The sequence below is a fragment of the Amycolatopsis sp. lyj-23 genome (genome assembly GCF_046549135.1).
Classification (GTDB): domain Bacteria; phylum Actinomycetota; class Actinomycetes; order Mycobacteriales; family Pseudonocardiaceae; genus Amycolatopsis.
Map to the genome: position 1 here is coordinate 457,480 of NZ_JAJPWN010000007.1, position 23,581 is coordinate 481,060.

General features: G+C 71.7%; 24 protein-coding genes and 3 pseudogenes. 19 read left to right on the plus strand and 8 right to left on the minus strand.

Features of this window, described 5'->3' with window-relative positions:
- Positions 1-5 precede the first annotated feature (5 nt).
- Both ACLJPY_RS20105 and ACLJPY_RS20110 read right to left on the minus strand, forming a co-directional pair.
- Positions 6-962, minus strand: coding sequence for an N-acetylglucosamine kinase (locus ACLJPY_RS20105; protein ID WP_410590482.1), 957 nt, complete (start codon positions 960-962; stop codon positions 6-8).
- A 1-nt stretch (position 963) separates the two neighbouring features.
- Entirely contained in the window at positions 964-2,094 is a 1,131-nt protein-coding gene (locus tag ACLJPY_RS20110; protein ID WP_410590484.1) for an SIS domain-containing protein, read from the minus strand.
- A 127-nt stretch (positions 2,095-2,221) separates the two neighbouring features.
- Here ACLJPY_RS20110 and ACLJPY_RS20115 point away from each other — a divergent pair, with 127 nt between their 5' ends.
- The 6 genes from ACLJPY_RS20115 (at position 2,222) to ACLJPY_RS20140 (ending at position 8,552) form a co-directional block, all read left to right on the plus strand.
- Complete coding sequence (locus tag ACLJPY_RS20115; RefSeq protein WP_410590486.1) at positions 2,222-3,028, plus strand: DeoR/GlpR family DNA-binding transcription regulator; 807 nt, start codon at positions 2,222-2,224, stop codon at positions 3,026-3,028.
- Between the two features lie 90 nt (positions 3,029-3,118).
- Positions 3,119-3,934 (plus strand): endo alpha-1,4 polygalactosaminidase, encoded by an 816-nt coding sequence (locus ACLJPY_RS20120; RefSeq protein WP_410590488.1) that lies wholly within the window; start codon positions 3,119-3,121, stop codon positions 3,932-3,934.
- Between the two features lie 203 nt (positions 3,935-4,137).
- On the plus strand, positions 4,138-5,403 hold the full coding sequence (locus ACLJPY_RS20125; RefSeq protein ID WP_410590490.1) for an ABC transporter substrate-binding protein: 1,266 nt from the start codon (positions 4,138-4,140) through the stop codon (positions 5,401-5,403).
- Between the two features lie 9 nt (positions 5,404-5,412).
- Complete coding sequence (locus ACLJPY_RS20130; protein ID WP_410590491.1) at positions 5,413-6,324, plus strand: carbohydrate ABC transporter permease; 912 nt, start codon at positions 5,413-5,415, stop codon at positions 6,322-6,324.
- Positions 6,321-7,205 (plus strand): carbohydrate ABC transporter permease, encoded by an 885-nt coding sequence (locus ACLJPY_RS20135; protein ID WP_410590493.1) that lies wholly within the window; start codon positions 6,321-6,323, stop codon positions 7,203-7,205. Before ACLJPY_RS20130 ends, ACLJPY_RS20135 begins: the two co-directional genes overlap by 4 nt.
- Positions 7,206-7,235: 30 nt before the next feature.
- Positions 7,236-8,552: an alpha-glucosidase/alpha-galactosidase gene (locus ACLJPY_RS20140; protein ID WP_410590494.1), complete on the plus strand. Its 1,317-nt coding sequence runs from the start codon at positions 7,236-7,238 to the stop codon at positions 8,550-8,552.
- Positions 8,553-8,567: 15 nt separating this feature from the next.
- Here ACLJPY_RS20140 and ACLJPY_RS20145 read toward each other — a convergent pair whose 3' ends face one another.
- Positions 8,568-9,173, minus strand: a complete 606-nt coding sequence (locus ACLJPY_RS20145) for a TetR/AcrR family transcriptional regulator (RefSeq protein ID WP_410590496.1) — start codon at positions 9,171-9,173, stop codon at positions 8,568-8,570.
- Between the two features lie 115 nt (positions 9,174-9,288).
- Here ACLJPY_RS20145 and ACLJPY_RS20150 point away from each other — a divergent pair, with 115 nt between their 5' ends.
- The 10 genes and pseudogenes from ACLJPY_RS20150 (at position 9,289) to ACLJPY_RS20195 (ending at position 18,866) form a co-directional block, all read left to right on the plus strand.
- On the plus strand, positions 9,289-10,206 hold the full coding sequence (locus tag ACLJPY_RS20150; RefSeq protein ID WP_410590498.1) for an NAD-dependent epimerase/dehydratase family protein: 918 nt from the start codon (positions 9,289-9,291) through the stop codon (positions 10,204-10,206).
- Between the two features lie 139 nt (positions 10,207-10,345).
- Positions 10,346-11,437, plus strand: coding sequence for an L-dopachrome tautomerase-related protein (locus ACLJPY_RS20155; protein ID WP_410590500.1), 1,092 nt, complete (start codon positions 10,346-10,348; stop codon positions 11,435-11,437).
- Between the two features lie 95 nt (positions 11,438-11,532).
- Positions 11,533-12,024, plus strand: a complete 492-nt coding sequence (locus ACLJPY_RS20160; RefSeq protein ID WP_410590502.1) for a MarR family winged helix-turn-helix transcriptional regulator — start codon at positions 11,533-11,535, stop codon at positions 12,022-12,024.
- Positions 12,025-12,140: 116 nt separating this feature from the next.
- Positions 12,141-13,010, plus strand: coding sequence for a class II glutamine amidotransferase (locus ACLJPY_RS20165; RefSeq protein WP_410590504.1), 870 nt, complete (start codon positions 12,141-12,143; stop codon positions 13,008-13,010).
- 62 nt (positions 13,011-13,072) lie between these two features.
- Positions 13,073-13,234: pseudogene (locus tag ACLJPY_RS20170) on the plus strand (IS110 family transposase); the annotation flags it as partial.
- 404 nt (positions 13,235-13,638) lie between these two features.
- Positions 13,639-13,773, plus strand: a complete 135-nt coding sequence (locus ACLJPY_RS20175) for a hypothetical protein (protein WP_410590505.1) — start codon at positions 13,639-13,641, stop codon at positions 13,771-13,773.
- Positions 13,770-14,645 (plus strand): fumarylacetoacetate hydrolase family protein, encoded by an 876-nt coding sequence (locus ACLJPY_RS20180; RefSeq protein WP_410590507.1) that lies wholly within the window; start codon positions 13,770-13,772, stop codon positions 14,643-14,645. The genes ACLJPY_RS20175 and ACLJPY_RS20180 overlap by 4 nt, the downstream gene beginning before the upstream one ends.
- A 229-nt stretch (positions 14,646-14,874) precedes the next feature.
- A pseudogene (locus tag ACLJPY_RS20185) lies at positions 14,875-16,505 on the plus strand (PQQ-dependent sugar dehydrogenase).
- Positions 16,506-16,532: 27 nt separating this feature from the next.
- Entirely contained in the window at positions 16,533-17,543 is a 1,011-nt protein-coding gene (locus tag ACLJPY_RS20190) for an SMP-30/gluconolactonase/LRE family protein (RefSeq protein ID WP_410590509.1), read from the plus strand.
- 189 nt (positions 17,544-17,732) lie between these two features.
- On the plus strand, positions 17,733-18,866 hold the full coding sequence (locus ACLJPY_RS20195) for a M48 family metalloprotease (protein WP_410590511.1): 1,134 nt from the start codon (positions 17,733-17,735) through the stop codon (positions 18,864-18,866).
- Between the two features lie 87 nt (positions 18,867-18,953).
- Here ACLJPY_RS20195 and ACLJPY_RS20200 read toward each other — a convergent pair whose 3' ends face one another.
- Entirely contained in the window at positions 18,954-19,301 is a 348-nt protein-coding gene (locus ACLJPY_RS20200) for a DUF3253 domain-containing protein (RefSeq protein WP_410590512.1), read from the minus strand.
- 87 nt (positions 19,302-19,388) lie between these two features.
- Entirely contained in the window at positions 19,389-20,297 is a 909-nt protein-coding gene (locus ACLJPY_RS20205) for a hypothetical protein (RefSeq protein ID WP_410590514.1), read from the minus strand.
- A 242-nt stretch (positions 20,298-20,539) separates the two neighbouring features.
- Between ACLJPY_RS20205 and ACLJPY_RS20210 the strand changes: the two genes are divergently transcribed.
- The 3 genes and pseudogenes from ACLJPY_RS20210 to ACLJPY_RS20220 form a co-directional block, all read left to right on the plus strand.
- Positions 20,540-21,211, plus strand: coding sequence for a signal peptidase II (locus tag ACLJPY_RS20210; protein ID WP_410590516.1), 672 nt, complete (start codon positions 20,540-20,542; stop codon positions 21,209-21,211).
- A 76-nt stretch (positions 21,212-21,287) separates the two neighbouring features.
- On the plus strand, positions 21,288-21,467 hold the full coding sequence (locus ACLJPY_RS20215) for a hypothetical protein (protein WP_410590518.1): 180 nt from the start codon (positions 21,288-21,290) through the stop codon (positions 21,465-21,467).
- 72 nt (positions 21,468-21,539) lie between these two features.
- Positions 21,540-21,793 (plus strand): annotated as a pseudogene (locus tag ACLJPY_RS20220) (ubiquinone-dependent pyruvate dehydrogenase); the annotation flags it as partial.
- Positions 21,794-21,802: 9 nt separating this feature from the next.
- Here the strand turns inward: ACLJPY_RS20220 and ACLJPY_RS20225 are convergent.
- The 3 genes from ACLJPY_RS20225 to ACLJPY_RS20235 are packed head-to-tail and all read right to left on the minus strand — an operon-like array spanning position 21,803 to position 23,567.
- On the minus strand, positions 21,803-22,210 hold the full coding sequence (locus ACLJPY_RS20225; protein WP_410590520.1) for a hypothetical protein: 408 nt from the start codon (positions 22,208-22,210) through the stop codon (positions 21,803-21,805).
- Positions 22,207-23,145 (minus strand): metallophosphoesterase family protein, encoded by a 939-nt coding sequence (locus tag ACLJPY_RS20230; RefSeq protein ID WP_410590522.1) that lies wholly within the window; start codon positions 23,143-23,145, stop codon positions 22,207-22,209. Before ACLJPY_RS20230 ends, ACLJPY_RS20225 begins: the two co-directional genes overlap by 4 nt.
- On the minus strand, positions 23,142-23,567 hold the full coding sequence (locus tag ACLJPY_RS20235) for a plastocyanin/azurin family copper-binding protein (RefSeq protein WP_410590523.1): 426 nt from the start codon (positions 23,565-23,567) through the stop codon (positions 23,142-23,144). The genes ACLJPY_RS20230 and ACLJPY_RS20235 overlap by 4 nt, the downstream gene beginning before the upstream one ends.
- Positions 23,568-23,581 lie beyond the last annotated feature (14 nt).

Consider the following 23,581-nt stretch of genomic DNA (forward strand, 5'->3'; position numbering starts at 1 on the left):
GCTCCTCAGCGAGGCAGGGACGCGGTCGAGTGGACTTGCTCGGCCCGCAGCGGGTGTCCGTGCAGGCGCGCCGCGTAGAGCGCGGCACCGATGTGCGGTTCCAGCAGCGGCTCGCGGAGGTCGTAGCCGAGCGAGAGCGCGTCGCGGAACGACGACAGCACGGGCGCCGACCCGAACATGCCGCCGGAGTACGACACCGGAACCCGTTGCGCGGCCTCGAACTGCAGAGCCGTCCGGCCGACGGCCACGAGCAGCGCGAGCTCCCGCCCGGCCTCCCGGAGGATCCCGGTCGCGACGGCGTCTCCGGCGTCCGCGGCCCGGGTCACGACCTTGCTCAGGTTCGCGATCCGGCCGCGGTCGCCGTGCCACCGGTTCACGACGACGTCGATCGCGTCGAAGTCGGCGGCGAGGCCGAGGGCCGCCCGCATCTGCTCGACGAGCGGACCGGCGGCCAAGCGCCCGTCGACCATGCGGCTGAACGCGTTGAGGCCCTGGATGGCGACCCAGTAGCCGGAGCCTTCGTCACCGAACAGCTCGCTCCAGCCACCGCCGCGCCACTGCCTGCCGCCGTGCTCGCCGTAGGCGATCGAGCCGGTGCCGGCGACGACGTTGATGCCGTCGACCGCTCCGAGCGACCCGGCCCAGCCGCAGATCATGTCGTTGCCGCAGCGGTAGTTCCGCGTTCCGAGGATGCGCGCGGGGATCGCGTCCAGCACCGGCACGTCGGCGCTGATCTCCCCGTAGGCGGGCAGGCCGAAGAAGGCGTGGGTGATGCCGGGAACAGCGATGCCCGCGGCCTCGCACACTTCGCCGATCCCCTGGCGCAACAGGGGTTCCACGATCGGCAGGCCTTCGCTCAGGTAGTACACGCTCGCGGTCCGGGCCTCGGCCACGACCCGGCCCCCCGGATCGAGCAGGCAGAACGCGGTCTTCGTGCCCCCACCGTCGACACCGAGGAACATCTCAGCCCACCTCCGGCGCAGCGAAGTCGTGGATGACCACGCCCTGCACGACGCGGTTCACCTCCCCTTCGGGGAACGGGTTGTCCGGGGTGATCCCCAGCGCGAGCGAGCAGGCGAGCGCCGTGGTCTGCGCGGCGATGACGGCGAGCAGGGCGTACCCGGCCACGGGCAGACCGGCTGGCCAAGGCATCGGCCAGATCCGGGCGCCGCCGAACTCGCCGGCGTCTTCCCCGCCGACCACGACCACCCGCTCCTCGCCGAGGGACTGCACCAGCTCGCGGGCGATGTCGGCGTCGTAGGCCCGCGTGTGCGGGTCGGTGGAGAGGAAGACCACGGCGATGGTGCGCTCGTCGAGCACCGACTTCGGCCCGTGCCGGAAGCCCAGCGCGGAGTCGGCGAGGCCGACGACCTCGCCCCGGGTCAGCTCGAGGCACTTGAGGGCGGCCTCCCCGGCCAGCCCGCGCAGCGGCCCGGAACCCAGGAACACCAGCCGGGACGGCTTGGCGCCGGCGATCGCCGATGCGTGGTCCGCGGCCCCCTCGAGCACGGTCGACCCGGCGCGGGCCAGCGCCTCGACGTCGACGTCCACCCCGAAGGCGAGCAGGGCCGCCAGCGCCATCCCGGTGAACGAGGACGTCATCGCGAACCCGCGGTCGTTGACCTCCTCCGGCAGGGCCACCACGACGGCGTTCGCCGCACCGGACCACCGCTGCGCCAGCTGCCCGGCCGCGTCGCACGTGATCACCAGGTGCCGCAGGCCCGGGGTCAGCCGGTGCAGCAGGTCCGCCGCCGCGACGGACTCCGGGCTGTTGCCGCTGCGCGCGAAGGACACCAGCAGGACCGGCCGGTCGTCCACGACCGCGCCGGCCGGGTCGGCGACGATCTCCGTGGTCGCGATCGCCTCGACCGGCCGGCCGAGCCGGCGCGCGAGGTCGCGGGCCACGACCTCGCCGACGAACGCCGAGGTGCCCGCGCCGGTGAGCACGATCCGCCGTCGCCCGTCGCCGACGAGCCCGGCGATTTCCGGCCGCGCCCGCCGCACGGCCTCCGCCACCCGCAGCCAGGTGGCGGGCTGCTGCCCGATCTCCCGTGCGGTCCAGCTGTCGCCGGACCACCGCCCGCTGCTGTGCATAGGTGCTGCCTCCGATTTCCCCGGACGTACTCCCGGAGACTCGGCCGCGCTCCGCCCGGCGGGCAAGGTCCGCCGTCCAAATGCGCATTCGGATTGAGCGTTTCGCCGGCTGTCGTAGGCTCGGCCCATGTCCACGCGGAAACGGCGCACCACCCGGGCCGAACGGCTTTCGGAGCTGCTGCGGGTGCTCGCGGACACCGGCACGCTGCACGTCGGCGAGCTCAGCGCCCGGTTCGGCGTCTCCTCCGCCACGCTGCGCCGCGATCTGGCCAAATTGGAGGAACAGCGGCTGCTGACCCGCACCCACGGCGGCGCCCGGCCCCGCGGGCGCACGAACGAGGTACCCCCGCCCTACCGGGAAAACCGGTCCCGGGACGCGAAACGCGCCATCGTGCGCGCGGCGATCCGCACGCTGCCGACCGGGCCGCACGTGATCGCCCTGACCGGCGGCTCCACCACGAGCGAACTGGCCAAGGAGCTGCCCGGCCGCGCGGACCTGACGGTGGTGACCAATGCGCTCAACATCGCGATGGACCTGGCGCTGCACCCGCGGCTGAAGCTCGTCGTCGTCGGCGGGGTGGCCCGGCCCCAGTCCTACGAGCTGGTCGGGCCGTGGGCCGAGCACGTGCTGGCCTCGATCAGCGTCGGGACGGCGTTCGTCGGCGTCGACGGCATCGACGCCACCGCGGGCATCACCACGCACGACGAGAACGAAGCCCGGACCAACCGCGCCATGCTCGGGCGCGCCCAGCGGGTGGTCGTGCTGGCCGACGGCAGCAAGCTCGGGCGGACCACCCTCGCCCGCATGGGTGACATCCAGGACGTGCACGAGGTGATCACGGACTCCTCCGCCGCGCCCGGCGCGGTCGCCGCGATCCGCCGGGCCGGGGTCCGGGTCACCGTCGTCGAGGCGGTCACCACCCAGGACCGGTGAAACGCGCATCGCGAATGCGCGTTTCGTTGACCGCGGTCCGCCTCCTGCCTACCTTTCGCCGTCAACAGCCCGACGATGATGGGAGTCCGGATGAAGCGTTCCTCCCCCGCCCGCGGCAAGCGATTCGCTACTTTCACGGCGGCCGGCGCGCTGGCCGCCGGCACGCTCGCCGCGCTCGCCGCGCCGGCGTCGGCCGCGGTCACCCTGCCCCCGCAGGCCGCCGGCTTCGACTACCAGATCGGCGGCGCCTACACCCCGCCGTCGGGCGTGCAGATCGTCAGCCGGGACGTCTCCGCGGCGCCGGCGAGCGGCAAGTACAACATCTGCTACCTCAACGCCTTCCAGGCGCAGCAGGGCGCGGACGGCGACTGGCCTGCCGACCTGCTGCTCCGGGATTCCAGTGGCGCCAAGGTCGTCGACCCGGACTGGCAGGAGACGCTGCTCGACCTGCGCACGGCCGACAAGCGTTCCCGGGTCGCGGCCAAGGTCGGCAGCTGGATCGACACGTGCGCCGCGAAGGGCTACCAGGCGATCGAGCCCGACAACTACGACAGCTACTCCCGGTCCCGCAACCTGCTCACCGCGTCGCAGGCGCAGGACTACATCAAGCTCCTCTCCGCCCGCGCCCACGGCAAGAACCTCGCCATCGCGCAGAAGAACACGCCGGAACTGGCCGCGAACCGGGTCGCCAACGGCCTCGACTTCGCCGTCACCGAGGAGTGCGGCGAGTACGAGGAGTGCGCCGACTACGCGGGTCCTTTCGGCAACCGGGTGGTCGACGTCGAGTACACCGCTTCGGGGATGAGCAAGGCCTGCCCGGAGTGGAAGACCAGGATCAGCATCGTCCGGCGTGACCTGTACGTGGTGCCCCAGGGCACGAGCGGGTACGTCCGCAAGACCTGCTGACCCGCCTTGACACACCCTGTTCCGCTCGCTTTACTGCTGTCCACGTCGGGCCCACCGACGTCAGAGGTACGCCCAGCCGGTATGTCGGTTCCACCGCGAGCCCGGACCGAGTCGCCAGGACGCGAGAGTCCGAGGCGGGGTCGTGCCCACCATCATCCGGAGTCTGCGATGATGAGTTTTCCGTTGCTCGGCAAGACAAGCTGATGGACCGCCGCGGATTCCTGCGCGGCGCCGGTGGTCTGGCCCTCGGTGCCGCCCTCGCCGGCTGCGGCCCGGCGCGGGCCACCGGGGGCCCGGTCACGGTCGAGGTCTGGCACGGCCAGACCGACACCGGCAAGAAGGTGCTGGACGCGCTCGTCGCGGACTTCCACCGGACGCACCCCGGGATCCGGATCGACCTCGGCGGCGGCGTCCTCGCCGACGCGATGCTCCAGAAGATCACCGCGGCACTCGCGTCCGGGTCGTTCCCGGACATCGCCTACGTCTTCGGTTCCGACCTCGCCAGCGTGGCGCGCAGCCCCAGCGTCGTCGACGTCACCGGACTGGTCGACGCCGGCCCCGGCTTCTGGGCGCCGGCCCGGGAAGCGGTCACCGTGAACGGCCGCGTCCGCGCGGTTCCGGCGCTGCTCGACTCGCTGGCCGTGGTGTGCAACAAGGCGTTGTTCGAGAAGGCCGGGATCCCGCTGCCCGGTCCGGGCTGGACGTGGGCGGATTTCGTCGACGCAGCCAAGAAACTGACCGATCCGGCCGACGGCACCTTCGGCACCGCCTGGCCCGCCACCGGCGACGAAGACACGGTGTGGCGGCTGTGGCCGATGGTCTGGGACCTCGGCGGCGACGTCATCGGCGCGGGCGGGCGCGGCATCGGGTTCGCCGACCAGGGCGTCCGCGCCCTGGAGGTCGTCCGCGACCTCGCCGCGGCCAAGGCCGTCTACCTCGACCCGAAGACCGGCAGCGAGCAGATGTACCAGGCGTTCGAAGCCGGGCACATCGGCATGGTGCCGACCGGGCCGTGGCAGCTGCCCGACATCGCCGACGCCGGGATCGACTACGCGGTCGTGCCGCTGCCGAGCTTCAGCGGCCGCCCGGTCACCATCTCCGGTCCGGACACCTGGACGCTGTTCGACAACGGCGAAGAACGCGTGGCGGCCGCCCGCACCTTCCTGTCGTGGCTGGCCGACCCGGCCCAGGACGTCCGCTGGGACGACGGCGCCGGCAGCCTCCCGCTGAGCCGCCGGACGCAAGCGCTGCCCGCGTGGCAGGCGAAAACCGCCGAGACCCCCGGCCTCCCGGTGTTCGTCGACGCGCTGGAGAACGCCCGCGTCCGGCCGGTGCACCCGGCCTACCCCCAGGTGTCGGCGGCGCTCGGCACCGCGATCGTCGCCGTGCTGCTCGGCCGGGCGACCCCGGTCGACGCGCTGCGCGACTGCGCCGCGGCCGCGAACGCCGCCCTGATCATTCCGCGATAGGGAGCCGCCATGCCCGGACTGCCGAGGCCCATCACCGTCACACCCGGCTCGCGCCGGCGCCGCGAGACCGCGGCCGCGTGGGCCTACGTCTCCCCCGCCGTGCTCATCATCCTCGGGCTCGGCGTGGTGCCCGTGGCCTGGTCGCTCGTGCTGTCGTTCCAGGCCGACGACCTGGTGACGCCGAGCCGCTGGGTCGGCGTCGACAACTACGCCGCGCTCGCCCAGGACCCGCACTTCGCCCAGGCCGTGGCCAACACCGTGCTGTACACGCTGTTATACGTCCCGCTCAGCATCCTGTTCGGGTTCCTGCTGGCGCAGGCGCTCAACCGGCGCATCCGCTTCGCGGGCGTCTACCGGACGCTCGTGTTCGTCCCGTTCGTGCTGTCGGCGACGGCACAGGGCGTGCTGTTCTCGTTCATCCTCGACCCGCAGTTCGGCGCGGCGAACTCCGTGCTGCACCACCTCGGCGTGTCGCCGCAGGGCTTCCTGACCGATCCCGCGCAGGCGCTGCTGGTGCTGGTCGGCATCACGCTGTGGAGCGGCACCGGGTTCTGCGTCGTGGTGTACCTGGCCGCGCTGCAGGACGTCCCGCCGTCGCTGGTCGAGGCCGCGCGGCTGGACGGCGCCGGTACGTGGCGCGTGCTCCGGCACGTGACGCTGCCCGCGGTGACCCCGGTGACGGCGTTCCTCGTGGTGTGGCAGCTGATCACGTCGCTGCAGGTGTTCGACCTGGTCTACGTGACGACCAAGGGCGGCCCGCTCGGCTCCACCACGGTCATCGTCTACTTCGTCTGGGAGCAGGCGTTCAAGAACTTCACCGCCGGCTACGGCGCGGCGTCGGCCTACGTGCTCGCGCTGGCCCTGCTCGCCGCCGTCGTGGTGCTCCGCCTGCTGCGCCGACCGGGGAAGGTGCTCCGATGACGACCACCCGGCCCGCCCCGCTCGACGTGTCCGCAACCCGCGCCGCGCTGCCCGTGCTGCGCCGGCCCCGGCTGCCGTTCAGTCCCTGGCACCTGCTGCTCGTGCCGCTGGCGCTGGTGTTCGCGGCACCCCTGGTCTGGCTGCTGTTGAGTTCGGTGATGAGCAACGCCGAGATCAACCGGTTCCCGCCTGCGCTCTGGCCGTCCCGCCTGGACTTCTCCGGGTACCGCTACGTCCTCGAGAACGCGCTTTTCGTCCGCTGGTTCACGAACTCGCTGATCGTCTCGGCGGTGACCGTCGCGTCGAACCTGCTGTTCGGCACGCTCGGCGGGTACGCGTTCGCGCGGATGCGGTTCACCGGCTCGCGGGCGCTGCTGGCCGTGATGGTCGCGACGATGGCGATCCCGTTCCAGCTCACCATGATCCCGACGTTCCTGGTGATGAAACGGCTCGGCCTGATCGACACCCTCGGCGCGCTGATCGTGCCGTCGCTGGTGACGCCGTTCGCGGTGTTCCTGCTGCGCCAGTTCTTCCTGTCCCTGCCCCGGGAACTCGAAGAAGCGGCGTGGATCGACGGCTGCTCGCGGCTGCGGGTGCTCGTCACCATCGTGCTCCCGCTGTCGCGGCCCGCGCTGAGCACGGTGGCCGTGCTGACGTTCCTGAGCACGTGGAACGACCTGACCTGGCCGCTGATCGCGGTCAACCACGACACGACGTACACGCTGCAGCTGGGGCTGACGACCTTCCAGGGCCAGCACCACACGAACTGGGCCGCGGTGATGGCGGGCAACGTGATCACCGTGCTGCCGGTGCTGCTGGCCTTCCTCGGCGCGCAGAAGACCTTCATCCAGTCCATCACCTCCAGCGGGCTCAAGGGCTAGTCCACTTCAGACACCCCGGATCGGATTCCAGTGAACCTCAAGACCCCCAAGATCACCTTCGTCGGCGCGGGCAGCGTCGTGTTCACCCAGGGCCTGCTCGCCGACCTGTTCGCCTACCCGGAGCTGGACGGCGTGCACGTCGCCCTGCACGACATCGACCCCGGCCGGCTGGCCACCGCGCTCGCCGCCGCCCAGCGGATCGCGGCCGTCCGCGGCGTCAAACCCGTGCTGACCGCGCACGCGGACCGGCGGGAAGCGCTGTCCGGCGCGGACTTCGTCGTCGACATGGTCCAGATCGGGATGGGCGCGGCGACCCGGACCGACTTCGAGGTCCCGGAGCGCCACGGCGTCCGCCAGACCATCGGCGACACGCTCGGCATCGGCGGGATCTTCCGCGCGCTGCGGACGTTCCCCTTCCTCAAGGAACTCGGGGCGGACATCGCCGACGTCTGTCCGGAGGCGTGGCTGCTGAACTACACGAACCCGATGGCGATGAACGTCCAGTACCTGAGCGAAGCGACCGGGCTGACCCGGGTCGTCGGGCTGTGCCACTCGGTGCACTGGACGGTGCACGGGCTCGCCGCGCTGGTCGGGGTGCCGTTCGACGAGGTCACCTACGTCGCGGCGGGCGTCAACCACCAGGCCTGGGTGCTGCGGTTCGAGCACGCCGGCGCGGATCTGTACCCGCGGCTGCGCGAGCTGGCGGAGTCCGACGAGCAGCTGCGGCGGCGCGTCCGCTTCGACATGCTGCGGCGGCTCGGCTACTACCCGACGGAGACCAGCGAGCACTCCGCCGAGTACGTGCCCTGGTACCTCAAGCACGAGAGCGAGGTCGAGCGCCTCCGCCTGCCGATCGGTGCCTACCTCGGCATCGTCGCGGAGAACGAGGCCGAGTACGAGCGCACCCGGCACGCGGTCGCGGCCGACGAGCCGCTGCCCGTCGAAGGCACGGGCGAGTACGCGCCGCAGATCGTCCACAGTGTCCTGACGGGCACCCCGCGGACGGTTTACGGCAACGTCGTCAACCGGGGCCTGATCGAGAACCTGCCGTCCGGCGGCGTGGTCGAGGTGCCCTGCCTGGTCGACGGCACCGGCGTCCGGCCCACCCGGATCGGCGCGCTGCCGCCGCAGCTCGCGGCGCTCAACCGGACGTACCTGAGCGTCAACGACCTGGTCGTGCGCGCGGCGGTCGAGGACGATCCCCGCCACATCCGGCACGCGGCGCTGATCGACCCCGCGACGGCGGCGGCGCTGCCGGTCGAGCGGATCTTCGACCTGTGCGACGACCTGGTCCGGGCGCACGGCGACCGGCTCCAGCCGGGCCTGCGCGCCGTCCTGGGCCACTGACCTCCGGACTGCGGGTCACGAACCGTCGTCCGGCAGCCCGGTCCGCCAGCCGAGGAGGATCGCGCGAAGCGCCTGCTCGGCCAGCCGCCGGGTGCGCTCCTCGCCCCCGCCGGAAAGGTGGCCGAGCGAGGCGGTGCCGTACAGCGTGCCCCAGAGGATCTCGCACGCCTCGTCGAGGTCGGCGAGGACGACGTCGTGCGCGGCCGACCAGGACGTGAGGAGGTCCTTCACGAACGCGATGGCCGGTTCGGCGGCGAGCCGGCGGGCGTCGGCGCTGCGCACCGGGCCGTTCATCACTTCGTAGAGGTGGGGGTGCGCGCGGGCGAACCGGACGTATTCGCCCGCGACCCGCAGCACCCGCCGGTCGGCGCCGGGCTCCTCGGCGGCCCGCCGGAAGCCGGCCAGCAGCAGGCGGTGGCCGTGCGCGATCAGCTCCACCACGAGCGCGTCCTTGTTGGCGAAGTGCTGGTAGACGACCGGCGGGGTGTAGTCGACGTCGGCCGCGATCCGGCGGATCGTCAACGCCGCCGGGCCCTCCGTCTCGAGCACGTGCAGCGCGGCCTCGATGATCCGCTCGCGGGTGCTCGCCCGCTCGCGGGCGCGCCTGGTGCTGGTCGACATGCTCCGCCACTTCGCTTCGCCGGTTTGCCCGGACCCTAGCCGCCGTCCTTGACGGCCGGTCGAGCCCGCCGCTAGGTTAACGTTGTTAGAAAATCTAACAACGTTAGGAAGTCCCATGACCCACCACGTCGTCATCGGCGCCGGCTCCATCGGCACGAACGTCGCCCGGCTGCTCGCCGCCCGCGGCGACCGCGTCCGGATCGTCACGCGCAGCGGCTCCGGCCCCGAGCACCCGCTGATCGAGCGGGTCGCCGCCGACGCGTCCGACCCGGCCCGGCTGACCGAGCTGTCCCGCGGCGCGGACGTGCTCTACCACTGCGCGAACCCGCCCTCCTACACGCAGTGGGAGCGCCTGCTGCCGCCCTTGCAGACGGCGGTGATCGCCGCCGCGAAGGCCACCGACGCGGTCCTGGCGCTGACCGGCAGCCTCTACGCCTACGGCCGCCGGCCGGACGGCCGGATGACCGAGCACACCCCGATGGCCGCGACCGGGCACAAAGGCCGCCTGCGCAAGCGCATGTGGGAACAGGCTCTCGCCGCCGGCATCCGCACCGTCGAAGTCCGCGGCTCGGACTACATCGGCAAGGACGCGGCCGGCATCTACGCCCTGCTGATCCGGCCGGCGCTGACCAAGGGGCGTACCGCGTGGATCACCGGCCGGCTGGACGTGCCGCACACGTTCACCGTCAACACCGACATGGCCCAGGCGCTGGTGACACTCGCCGGGGACGAGCGCGCGTGGGGCCGCCCCTGGCACGTGCCGTCCCCGCCGGCGCTCACGATCCGCGAGCTGGCGGGCCGGTACGCCGCCGCCGCGGGCCGGCCGCCGATCAAGCTGATCCAGTTGCCGCGGTTCGTGATGCGCACGGCGGGGCTGGTCGTGCCGATCGCCCGGGAGATGGCCGAGATGGACTACCAGTGGTACGAGCCGTTCCGCATGGACGCCACCGAAACGGCCGCCACCTTCGGCCTGACCGCCACCGACGTCGACACCGCCGTCCGCGCCGAGGTCGGCGCACCGGCGTCCGGGTAGCCGTCACCGGATCCGGCGGTTGGCGGGCCGCCGAGGGGGTACGCGGGGAGATCCTCTTCCCGAACGGAGCCGTGATGACCCTGCCCCCGCTCGAAAGCCACTCCGGCCGTCAGCTGCGCGAACACCCGGGGGGCACGGCGTGACCGCGGTGCCCGGCACCGACCAGCCGCTGGGCGAGCTGGAAGTCGTGCACGAATTCACCGGCGCGATGCCGACCGGCGTCAGCGTTTCGCGCCGGGGCCGGGTGTTCGTCAACTTCCCGAAGTGGGGCGACGACGTGCGGTTCACCGTCGCCGAACTCCGTGACGGCGAACTCGTCCCCTACCCCAGCCAGGCCTTCAACGACAGCGAGAGCCAGACCGACCCGGACGCCCTCGTTTCGGTGCAGAGCATCGTCGTCGACGCGGACGACCGGCTGTGGATCCTCGACACGGGCAGTCCGCTGTTCCGGCCCACCGCCCACGGCGGCCCGAAGCTGGTCTGCGTCGACCTCGAGCGCGACGAAGTCACCACGACCATCCTCTTCCCCGAAGACGTGGCCCTGCCCACCACCTACCTCAACGACGTGCGCTTCGACCTCGGCCGCGGCGTCGCGTTCATCACCGACTCCGCCGACCAGGGCCCGAACGGGATCATCGTCGTCGACCTCGAGACCGGCGAATCCTGGCGGCGCCTGCACGACCACCCCAGCACCAAGGCCGAGGTACCGCCCGACCTGCGGATGGTCGTCGAGGGGCGTGACTTCGTGGAGCTGTCCGAAGACGGCTCGGTCAGCCCGGTGCGGATGGGCGCCGACGGCATCGCCATCGGCGCGGACGGCGCCCGCCTGTACTACTGCTGCCTGGCCTCCCGCCGCTGGTGGAGCGTGTCCACCGACGCCCTGATCGACCGCGGCCTCGACGACGACGCGGTCGCCGCGACGCTCATCGACGAAGGTGACAAGGGCGGCGCCGGCGACGGCATGGAGACCGACGACCAGGGCCGCCTCTACGTCACCGACGGGGAGCACAACGCCGTCCACCGCCGTCACCCCGACGGCCGCTGGGAAACGGTGGTGCACGACCCCCGGCTGCTGTGGCCGGACACGATGTCGGTCGCCGACGGCCACCTGTACGTCACGGCCAACCAGCTGCACCGCCAGGACAGGTACCGCGGCGGCAAGGACGAACGGCAGCACCCGTACTACCTGTTCCGCACGCCGATCGACGCCGGCCCGGTGCACCTGCGGTGATCCGGCGGCCCGGCCCGTGGCGGCGCGGGCCGGGCCGCCGCCCCTCGGCCGTCCGGCGCCGGACCGTGGCCCGCCGGTGCGGCACAATGGGTCGCATGACCCGCACGAGCTCGGGAGTGGACGCCGCCGGCCTCGACGCCCTGACCGATGCCGTCCTCACCGCGTCGCGGCTGCTCGTCGCGATCTCGGTGCGCTCGATCGCGGCCGCCGGAGAAACGCTGACCCTGCCCCAGTTCCGGTTGCTGGTCGTCCTGCACGCGCGCGGGCCGCTCAAGCACGCGACACTCGCGGAACACCTCGGAGTGACGCCCTCCACCGCGAGCCGGACGGTCGACCGCCTGGTCGCCGGCGGCCTCGTCGACCGGCGGACCAGCCCGGTCTCGCGGCGCGAGATCATCCTGGCGATCACCCCGGACGGCGCGCGGATCGTCCGCCGCGTCATCGCCCGCAGGCGCAAGGAAATCGCCAAGGTCGTCGGCAGGATGTCCGCCGGGCACCGGGACGGCCTCGTCGAGGCGCTCACCGCGTTCGCCGAAGCCGGCGGGGAACCGGCGCTCGACGGTGCCCCGGAAGCGATCTGGGGCTGACGTCAGGCCGAGGCCCCTGCTCGATTGCCTCGCCCAAGTGTTTCGCACTACAACGGATGGTTCACGCGCGCCCGCAGGGGTATCCGCGACGCAGCCGGGATCGGAAGGAGCCCAGGATGTGTCGTCTGTTCGGTTTGTCCGCCGCGCCCGAGCGGGTGCACGCGACTTTCTGGCTGCTCGAGGCGCCGGACAGCCTCGCCGAGCAGAGCCGCCGCGAGCCGGACGGCACCGGGCTCGGCGTCTTCGACGCCGACGGCAAACCCCAGGTCTCGAAGCAGCCGCTGGCCGCCTACCAGGACGACGAGTTCGCGTACGAGGCCAAACAGCGGGAATCCGCGACCTTCCTGGCGCACATCCGCTACGCCTCCACCGGCGGCCTCGAACCCGCGAACACCCACCCCTTCGTCCAGCACGACCGCCTGTTCGCCCACAACGGCGTCATCGGCGACCTCCCGGCACTGGAACAGCAGCTCGGCGACTACCGGGACCTCGTACAGGGTGACACCGACTCCGAACGGTTCTTCGCCCTCGTCACCAAGGAAATCGACGCCCACGACGGCGACATCGGCGCCGGGATCACCACCGCCGCCCGGTGGGCCGCCGGCCACCTGCCGATCTACGCGATCAACCTCATCCTCACCACCCCCACCGAGCTGTGGGCGCTGCGCTACCCCGACACGCACGACCTGTACGTCCTGCAACGCTCACCCGGCGGCCCGCACGGCGACCGCCACCTCGAACACGCCAGCGCGGCCGGCCGCATCCGCGCCCGCTCCGGCCCGCTGGCCCACCACCGCGCGGTCGTCGTCGCCAGCGAGCGGATGGACGAAAACCCCGGCTGGCAGAACCTGCAACCCGGGCAGCTCCTGCACGTCGGCGCGGACCAGGTCGTCATCCGCAGCACCGTCCTCGAACACCCGCCGAAGCACCGGCTGACCCTCGACGATCTCGGCGCCCACGCCGCCGCCTCGCAGCAAGGCCAGTAGGGAAAACCGAACACCGTTCAGCCACCCTTCACCGCCGCTGGTGGCATCGACCGACCGCCGATCTCGACGAACTCGCCCAGCACGGCACACTGTTGGTCGTGGCCGCCCAGCGCTCCACGATCGGGGCGGTGCCGGTCGCGGTCGCCCGCGCCGCGGGACACCAGGTGGCGCAACCGCCCGGCCTGGCGATGCGCCGCATCGCCGACCTCTACCCCGGCCGCGCTACGAACCCGTCGCCGGGATCTGCACCGCCCTCGACCGCCTACACGTTCCCGCCCGCTCCCGACCGCGGCCGCCGGACCGAGCGTGGGACCCCTCCCCCCGGTACCGGGGCCCACACTCCCGTCGCCTGCTCCGTCACCGGCCGCTCCCGGCCGGTGGGCGCGGTGTCCGTCCCGGACCCTCCCCGGTCACCCCCGGAGACTGCGGGAAGCGGCCACCCCGCCACAAGCTTTTCGATCATGGTTCAATACCGCACGCCGGTCCGGCCCGGATCGGTTCACCCGGCTGGTCGAGCACGACCCGGTGCGTGGGCCGCCCACGATCGGGTCACCCGGCCGTTCCTGGTTTGGCCGGGTGGCGGCCCGGGTACCTCGTGCGCGCTCGCGGTACCGGCGAAAGGACAAGCATGGTCGCCCTAGGCGTGATACTCGGCGTCGGCGGAATCTGCCTCGGCGCCGGTGTCCTGTTCCTGACCGGGGTGCTCTTCGTCGTCTGCGGCCTCGTGTCGAGCCTGCTCGGGGCCCGGACCGGACCGGCATGAGCCACCTGGTGCGATTCGACGGCGGAGGCGGGGACGTCCGGGTCGGCCTGCTCACCGGCGACGAGGTGCGGCCCCTCGCGGTCGGGTCGATGAGCGACCTGCTGCGCCGGCCCGTCGCGGAAATCCGCGAGCTGGCCGAAGCCGCCGGGGAACCGCGGCCCACGGCCGGGACGCGGCTGCTGCCGCCGTTGGACGGGCGGATGGAGGTGTGGGCCGCCGGGGTCACCTACCTGCGTTCCGAAGAGGCCCGCCGCGAGGAGAGCACCGACGAAGACGTCTACGCCCGGGTGTACCGCGCGAAGCGCCCGGAACTGTTCTTCAAGTCGGCCGCCTGGCGCGTGGTCACCGACGGCGAGCCGATCGCCGTCCGCGCCGATTCCGCCAACAACGTCCCGGAACCGGAACTCGGCCTGCTCCTCACCGCCGGCGGCGAGACCGCCGGATATCTGGTGGTCGACGACGTCAGTTCCCGCAGCATCGAAGGCGAGAACCCGCTGTACCTGCCCCAAGCCAAGAGCTACACCGGATCGTGCGCTGTTTCGGCGCGGGTGCGACCGGCGTGGGAAGTGCCGGACCCGCTGTCGCTCGACCTCCGCATGCGCATCCTGCGCGAGGGCCACGAGGTGTTCGCCGGCGCGGCCAGCACCTCGCAGCTGAACCGCAAGCCGGCCGACCTGATCGAGTACCTCCTGCGCGACAACGACTTCCCCGACGGGGCCGTCCTTTCGACCGGCACGTCCGTCGTACCCGGGCTCGATCAGGGGCTGCAGCCGGGAGATGTGGTGGAGATCGAAATCGCCGAAGTCGGTTCCCTGCGCTCGCCCGTGGTACTGGGCGCGGACGAGGTGCGCCGGGTGCTCGCCGGGCGCTGAAGTATCGACGGAGAACCGTCGCCCGCCCGAAACTTTCGAAACCGCCGTCAGAAAGCAGTGGGATATTCGCACACCGGGTTGTGGTCGGAAAACAATTTGCGCTACCGTTGGCTGGGAGCGCTCCCAATCAATCGGACCCCCACCGACGGCGCAAATCCGCCCGGCATTGCGTGAGAGGAACACCATGCGGAACACCCCGGGAAAGAAGCGCGCGGCCACCCTCCGAGTGGTGTGCACGGTGGTGCTGGCGGGCCTGGGTGCCGTGGTGCCGACCCCTGCCGCCACCGCGCTCGACGCCGACACCACGCCGCCGACCGCGCCGGCCGACCCCCGCACCTCGGACCTGACGTGCACCGGAGTGGTGCTGTCGTGGTCGGCGTCGTCCGATGACGTCGGGGTGGCCTTCTACGACGTCTACCACGACGGGCAGCTGATGACCTCGGTGCCGGGCACGGAGTTGTCGGCGCGGCTGACCGTCGTGCCGGGAGCCACCTGGGGCCTGTACGTCAACGCCCGCGACGCCGCGGGCAACGTCTCCCAGGCCAGTCCGACGGTTCCCGTCGCCGTGCCGCAGTGCCAGGCCGACACCGAGCCGCCCACGACCCCCACCCGCGTGCGAGCGACCGCGTCGGGCACCACCGTGACCGTCCGCTGGACCGCGGCCACCGACAACGTCGGCGTCACGGCCTACGAGGTGCTCCGCAACGGCGCCGCGGCCGGCTCGACCAGCGGTGCGACGTCGACGTCGTTCACCGACAGCGGCCTCACCGCGAACACCCGCTACACCTACCAGGTGCGGGCGCGCGACGCCCAGGGCAACCGGTCGGCGCCGAGCGCACCGGTCGCGGTCACCACGGGCTCGTCCTGCGCCACGGCGTTGTGCTCGGTCACCAAGGTCACCACCGAGACGGACCTGCCGTGGGGGCTGACCACCCTGCCCGACGGACAGGTGCTCTACGGCCGCCGCGACACCTTCGAAATCGTCCGCCTCGACCCCGCCACCGGCGCGAAAACCGTCGTCGGGCGGATTCCGGACGCGGCCGGGACCGACGGCGAGGGCGGGGTGCTCGGCATCGCCGTGGCCGCCGGCTTCGCGAGCGACCCGTGGCTGTACGTCATGCACACCACCTCGACCGACAACCGGGTGGTGCGCGTCCGCTACACCGGCGGCGTGCTCACCGGCACCCCGGAGGTGCTGCTCACCGGCATCCCGCGCAACAAGTACCACAACGGCGGCCGGCTGCGCTTCGGGCCGGACGGCAAGCTCTACATCTCGACCGGCGACGGCCAGAACGGTGACTGGGCCAGGACCTCGGGAACCTGGCCGGCAAGGTGCTGCGCATCAACCCCGACGGCTCCGTCCCGGCGGACAACCCCTTCGGCACCCCGGTGTGGAGTTACGGCCACCGCAACCCGCAGGGCCTGGCGTTCGACTCCCAGGGCCGCCTCTGGGAGCAGGAGTTCGGCAACTCCGTCATGGACGAGACCAACCTGATCGTTCGCGGCGGCAACTACGGCTGGCCGGCCTGCGAGGGCACGACGGGCGACTGCGGGCAACCGGGTTTCGTCGCCCCCAAGCACACCTACCCCGTCGCACAGGGTTCGTGCAGCGGCATCGCCGTGGTCCGCGACGCCGTCTACATCGCCTGCGAGCGCGGAACCCGGCTCTACCGCGCGGAAATCTCCGGCGACAGCCTCACCAACGTGCAGCAGTACCTCAACGGCACGTACGGACGGCTGCGCACCGTGGAACCGTCCGCCGACGGCAACCTGTGGCTGACCACGAGCAACTACGGCGACAAGGACAGCATCCCCAACAACAGCAACGAAAGCATCCTCAAGGTCGAACTCGGCCGCTGACGCCGCGCCTCGCGAAGGAGAGCCACCATGGCCCACCGCAGAACCCGCCGCCACCGTCGCGTGTGGACGGTCGCCGCGACGGCCACCGTGATCGCGGGTTCGGCGGCGCCGTCGGCGGCGAGCGCCACCACGGGCGCGCCGTGCACCCCGGGCGCGACCTACGGGTCGCCGCTGCCGGGCCGGGCGGTGACCGCCGAGCTCGTGAAGGGCGGCTTCACCTTCCTCGAGGGACCGACCTGGGACCGGCGCACGGGCACCCTGCTGCTCTCGGACATGCAGAACCCGGCCGGCCCCCAGCGCGTGCAGCCGTCGACGATGCTCCGGTACACCCCGCCGGCCACCTTCGACTCCTTCATCGCCGACGCCGGCAGCAACGGCCTGGCCATCACCGCCGACGGCACGCGGGTGCTCGCCGCCACCCACGACAACCGGACCGTTTCCGCCTACGACCTGGCCGACCACAGCCGGACGACGGTCGCCGCCGGCTACCTCGGCCACGCGTTCAACTCGCCGAACGACCTGACCACCGGCGCGGACGGCACCACGTACTTCAGCGACCCCGACTACCAGCGCGGCAACCGCGCCGACGAGCAGGGCGGGCGGACCGGCGTCTTCCGCGTGCACGACGGCGTGGTCAGCCTCGTCGACGACACCCTGCGGGAGCCGAACGGCGTCGTCCTGTCCCCCGACGGCCGGACGCTCTACGTGGGCGCCACCGGCAACGACGTCATCGTGAAGTACGCCGTCCGCGCCGACGGATCCACCGGCGACCGCACGACGTTCGCGAGCATCCGGACGCCCGACGGCGCGACCGTCGACTGCGCGGGCAACCTGTACTGGATCTCCAACAGCGAAGGCCTCATCCACGTCTTCGCCCCGTCCGGTGCCGAGCTCGGCACCATCTCGGCCGGGCGCACCAGCACCAACGCGGCGTTCGGCGGACCCGACGGGCAGACCCTGTACATCACCTCGAGCGCGCCCGGCGGCGGGTTCGGCCTCTACCGGACGCACCTGGCCGTGCCCGGAAACCCGTACTGAGCGCGAGTTACACCAGCACGTCAACCGTCCCGCTTCTAGTACTTTCGGACGAGGTTCGCACCCCCGAAACCCTCCGAAAGACGTGAGCCATTGAGGGGTTCCTGTCCCGGCGCCGGTTCGGCCGCCAAGCGCCGCCCTACTGTGGCGGTGCTTCGTGATCTTGCACCGGAACAGAAGAGGGGACCAACCTTGCCGAACCGGACCGGATTCCTCGGCAGCACGCTCGCGGCGGCGGGAACGGCGGTGGCGCTCGTGCTCGCCACGGCCGTTCCCGCTGCCGCGGCCGAACCGACCACCGTCGAACAGGACGTCGCGCAGCTGTACCAGGACGTCATCGACCTCTACAGGGGCCTGCCCGCGGACGCGCTGCGCGGCGTCGACCGGCTCATCGACTCGCCCATCCCGCGCATCGGCCCGCAGAGCCAGGCCGCGGACGGCCCGATCCCGGGCTGCACCCCGGGTGCGCTGCTGACCTACGCGAACAACCTCGCGGCCGCGCTCACCCCGCTCGAGGGCCAGGCGCTCGACGCGTTGTCGGGCCTCAGCCAGCTCTACGTCCAGGGCGTGACGTCCGACAAGGCACCGCAGGTCTTCGGCACCGACGGCCAGTATACCGCGCGGGCCACCACCGCGATCGACAAGCTGCGCGGTTTCTGGGACATCGAGAGCTGGAACATCCAGCTCGTCGCCTGGAAGGGCACCGACCTCGGCAGCCAGGCGAAGATGGCGCAGACCTTCAGCCTCGGCCTGGCACCGGCGAAGGTGAAGGACGCGGCCGCGCTCGCCACCAAGGTGCTCTACGAGGTGCCGGCCATGCAGGGCGGCCGCAACCCGCTGCTGACGCTGAACGCGTTCTCCGCCCCGGCCGGCAGCCTCGGCGGCAAGCGCGTGGCCCTCGGCGACGGCCTGCTCGACACGGTGAACGTCCTCGGCTTCGACGACGTCTCGGTGGAGTCGGTGGTCGGCCACGAGTACGGCCACCAGGTCGACTTCGCGCACGACAACCACCCGCGCAACGAGTCGTCCGAGATGGGCCCCGACGCCTACGGCGGCTACTTCGTCGCGCACGCCAAGGGTTACGCCTGGAACGCCCGCACCCAGCAGGAGGTCAGCTACCTCGACGCGTCGATCGGTGACTGCTTCCACAGCCACGGCACCCCCGACCAGCGCAAGGCCGCCGGTGCCTGGGGCGAGAAGCAGGCGACGAGCCAGGCCAACCCGAACCGCATCATCCCGTCCGCGACGATGATCGACAAGTTCCAGAAGGAGTACCCGAAGCTGATGCCGCCGGCGAGCGCCCTGGTCGCCGCGGCCCACAGCTGAGCCTTTCCCGTCGCCTCACCGCCTGCGCCCGGGACTTCCGCGTGGAGTCCCGGGCGCGTCGGCCGGTTCTCGGTCGCGTCCGGGCGCTCAGCCGGTCCCGTGCCACCGGATCCTGATCGGTCCGGTCCATTCTCCGTCCGGGTCGAGCACCCGGTCACCCTGGGTCAGGTGCACCGCACCGGCCCGCGCGAGCTCACGGGCCAGTTCCCGAGCCCGTGGCAGCAGCGGACGCCACTCGTCCGCCAGCGCGCGGGCGGCGTCGGAAGGACAGGTGCTGCTGCGTTCGCCGCGCGCGAGAGCCAAGGCGAGGATCGCGGCCCGCAGCCGATCGGGCAGGGATCCGGTGCCGAGTGCCTCCCGGGCATGCGCCGCCGCCGGTCCACCGCTCTCGCGGATGCGCTCGAGTTCTCGTCGTGGCCCCGGCCGATCGGTCATCCCGCCAGGGTCGCACCGATCGGCACTGCTCGCCGTGCCAGGGAGTCCCTGAAACAGCCACTTACCGGTTGAACGAACATGACCGCCTCACTTCGTGCTGGCAACCACGAACGCCGCGATCGATACGATCAGGCTGGCCAATGGCACGACGTACTCACGAGTCACTTCCCAACGTGAGCGATTGCGCATGGGATCGAGGTAGAGGATGTCCCGATCGTCTCCGGCCACGTCGACCGAACGTCGCGGCAGGCTCGGATATCCGGAACGAACCCTCGGAATGAAGTCCGGGCGGCCTATGACGACCATGGCCGTCACGTCGTACAACAGGCTTTTCAAAGTCGCCCGTTGCTGCGCCGGCAACGCATCGTCGAGTGCGATGTCGAGCAGGGGCCGAGTCAGCTTCAACGCCCGGTCGGCGACCGCGGGAGGCGATGTCCATGTCTGACGACTTCCCTGCACCAGCGCGAAGAGCCGACGCGCGGCGATACCGACCTGGTTCATGGCGTCGACGACACCTCCGGTGTCCGCCGCTTTGAATATGGCGGCCATATGGTTGTAAAAGCGCGAATCGGCACCCGCGAAAAGGCTCGAGACCCAGTAGATGCCGAAGGCAACAGCCAAGCAAGGCAAAAGAGAGTAGCCCGCGACGACCAGCCAGACATTATCCCTGGGGTGCGATAATACGAACTCACGAAGCATGGCGTAGATACCGAAAAAAGCGACTAATACATATGAGCCGAGAATGAGCGCTGCCTTGAGTTGGCTCCATTGACGATCTTCTTCATATCGCTCGATTCTCTGCGCGTAGCCCTCGTTCCACTCGACTCCGATGAGCGTCATCCGCCTGCGCACGGTCTCGTCGTCGAAGGTCGGATAAGAGAAGACAGGGTATCGCGTCCTGGGTGCGATCGGCGGTAGTTCCGGTGCCTGGCCCCGCGGACGCTGCCGGTCCGGATCATCGCTCGGTTGGTCCGTCATCTCGTGGTCGGACTGCATGCACCCGAGCATAGACAGCCACGAAACCCCACCACAGCAGAAGGATCATGCTTCGTCGGACTCTGCCGAGCACCGCTCACGCTGACCCACGCGGCGGCGACCTGGGTTGCGCCGGCGTCGTCCTCGCCGACGCCGGTCCGTGGAAGCGTTTACCGGGCGGATCGCCGGGGACTCGCCGAGACAGTCCCCACCTGGCCGGCTCCTTGCTCGCCCAGGGCACCCGCACCGCGTTGTGAGGAACCATGATCCGTGCTGACCGGCGAGAGGGGAACGGCCCCGCGCGGAGATCGGCGAGAGCGCCGGTCGCGGCCGTCGTGCTCGTGGTCCTCACCGACCAGCTGGCCAAGTGGTGGGCCTGGCGCGAGATCCCGCAGGTGCGGATCAACTACGGCGGTGATCCGCTCGTCGGCCCGGCGGTCGGTGCGTGGTACGCCGGTCCGGTCACCGGCGCGCTGCTCGACCTCCTGGGCGCCGGTCTGCTGGCGGTGGCCGTGCTCACCCGGCTGCCGGGCCGGCACCCGGTGGCCGTCCGGCTGCCGGCGGCCCTCGCGATCGGCGGCTGGACCAGCAACCTGCTCGACCGCCTCGGCATGCACCACCTCACCGCCCCGGGCAGCGTCCGGGGCGCGGTCGACTTCATCCCGATCGGCCGGTACTGCTTCAACGTCGCCGACTTCTTCATCATCGCCGCAACGCTGTGCTTCGTCGTGGCGTCCGCCCGCCGACGGGCCGCCACGAAGCCGGCGGCCGCCGCCCGCCACCCGTGGCCGGCGCTGCGCAAGCCCGCGCGCGTCGTGGCCGCCACCGGCGCCGTCGCCCTCGTCGCGGCCGTGACGGTCGGCGCCGCGGACTACGGCGGGTCCGTCGTCCCGCCGACCTCGCCGCGCGCGCCCCTGCACCAGGGCGCGCCCTAGCCCGTTCGGGTTACCCGGGTGTGTCCCCCGGTCACCCGGGTAGCCCCGCCGAACCGACGCCCGAGGAAGGTGCCCCATGCCGGACCGGATCGAAATCAGCCGCCACAGCAAACCCCTCCCCTGCGGGCGGTGCGGCCAGCACACCCTGCACGTCGGGCGGATCCTCTCCCCCGCCGGGCTCCTGCTCGGCAGGACCATGGTGTGCACCGCCTGCCGCCCGCAACACCACGCCGAGGCGGTCCGGCGGGTCGCTTAGCAGCGCTCTTCGCAGGTTCGTTGAAGGTCACCGAGCCGGGCCACTGGCAACGAACCTCAGCCGGGCGACACCAGCGGCGCTGCTGTCGCCCGGCGCGTCGAAGACCCGGGCGAGGTCCGGCAGGCGCTGAAGGACGCCTTCCACCACGACGGCCCGGCGCTCGTGGACGTCGTCACCGACCCCAATGCCCGGTCCATCCCGCCGTACATCAGCGGCGGCAGCTGCTCGGCTTCGCCGTCCCCACCAAGAAGATGGTGCTGCACGGCGGCGTCGGCCGGTTGGCCCGGCTCGCCCGGGCCAACCTCCGCAACATCCCGCGGCCGTGACCGCGGCGGCTACGGCGAGCTGACCCGGACCCGGCCGCGGCGCCGGATCAGCTGCCCCCACCCGTCGCGGTGCAGCGCGACCGCGACCAGGACCAGCACCGCCACCTCGGCCAGGACGCTCAGCAGCGCCTGGGGCGCCGGCTGGAAGCCCCGCTCGGAAAAGCCGAACAACCCGGTCGTGCGCGACAGCACGAAACCGGCCAACGCCCCCGCCGCCAGGGCCGCCGCCGCCAGCCGGAGCAGGATCGGGGCGCCCACCAGCAGCAGGAGCGCCACCGCCATCGACCCCGCCGCCTGCACCAGGAACGCGGGTCCGATCACCGGGATCACCCGGTAGCCATCGACGTACAGCTGCGCGTGGAGGAATCCGGTGGCCGCCAGGCCCACCGCCGTCGCGATCCGCAGGAGGAGGTTCATGCCAGCTTCACGTCCTTCACGGCCAGGCCCGGCTGCCCGGGCCGGTAGGACACTTCGCGGATGCCCAGCGCGTCGGCGAGCTTGCCGGCCGGCAGCGTCACCGGCGTCGGCGCCGGGCGCGTGCCCGGCTGCGGCAACGGGTACGCCGTCGTCGTCGCGCTGTGGAAGGTGATGTTGCCTTCGGTCTTGGTGAACAGCTGGTGCACGTGCCCGTTGAGGCAGGTCACCGACGAGAACCGCCGCAGGTACGACAGGGCCTGGGTGGCGTCGTCGGTGCCCCAGCCCCACGCCGAGTACATCGCGAACAGCGGGATGTGGCTGAACACCACGATCGGCGTGTCCGAGCCGAGCTTGGCGACGTCCTTGCGGACGAACTCCAGCTGGTCCGGGCCCAGGTGGCCGAGCTTCTCCAGGCTGAGCGTGTTCACCAGGGCGATGAAGTGCACGCCCTTGACGTCGAAGCTGTACCAGCCGTCGCCCGCGGTGCCCGCGCCGAACGCCTGCCGGTACTTCTGCCCGGCGTCGTCGACCGAGTCGTGCTCGCCGGGCACGGTGGACACGTGCCCGGTGTCCAGCGTGCCCATCATCTGCTTGACCTCGTCGAACTGGGCCGGCGTCGACAGGTGGGTCAGGTCGCCGGTGTGCATGACGAAGTCCGGCCGGTAGCCGAGCCCGTTGATCTGCGTGAGCGCCTGCGAGAACGACGACTCGACGGCGGTGTTGGCCGGGCCCTTGAACCCGAGGTGGCTGTCGCTGATCTGGACGAACCGCAGCGCGTTCGGGTCGTCGACGGCCGCGGCCTCGCCGGGCGCGGCGATCCGGCTGATCACCTCGCCGCCGGTCACCGTCAGCACCACCGCGGCGCCGAACCACGCGGTGTGGCGCAGCAGCTGGCGCCGGGTCATGCCGTCGGGGCCGTGGTCGTCCTCGGTCACGGGGTCACCGTCACGGTCGCGGTCATGAACGGGTGGATGGTGCACAGGTACTCGAACGTGCCCGGGGTCGTGAACGTGTACGAATAGGACTGTCCGGTTTGGAGGGTCGGGGACCGCAGCGGGCCGCCGGAGCCGGTGCTGGTGACCGTGTGCGCGTCCTGGTCGGAGTTGGTCCAGGTGACGGTGGTGCCCTTCTTCACCGTCGTCGCCGCGGGCGCGAACGCGAAGTCCTTGATGGCCACGCTGTTCGCGGTGGCGTTCGCGGCCACCGGCGAAGACGGCGGAGCCGCCATGCTCGACATGGCGGGCATCGACGGCGGCGCCGCCGCGGGCGGCGGCGGTGGTGACGCGGTGCACGCCGTGAGCGCCAGCGCCGCCGCACCCACGAGCAGGAAGTGTTTCACCGCAACGGAAATCCTCATGCCAGGAATACGCG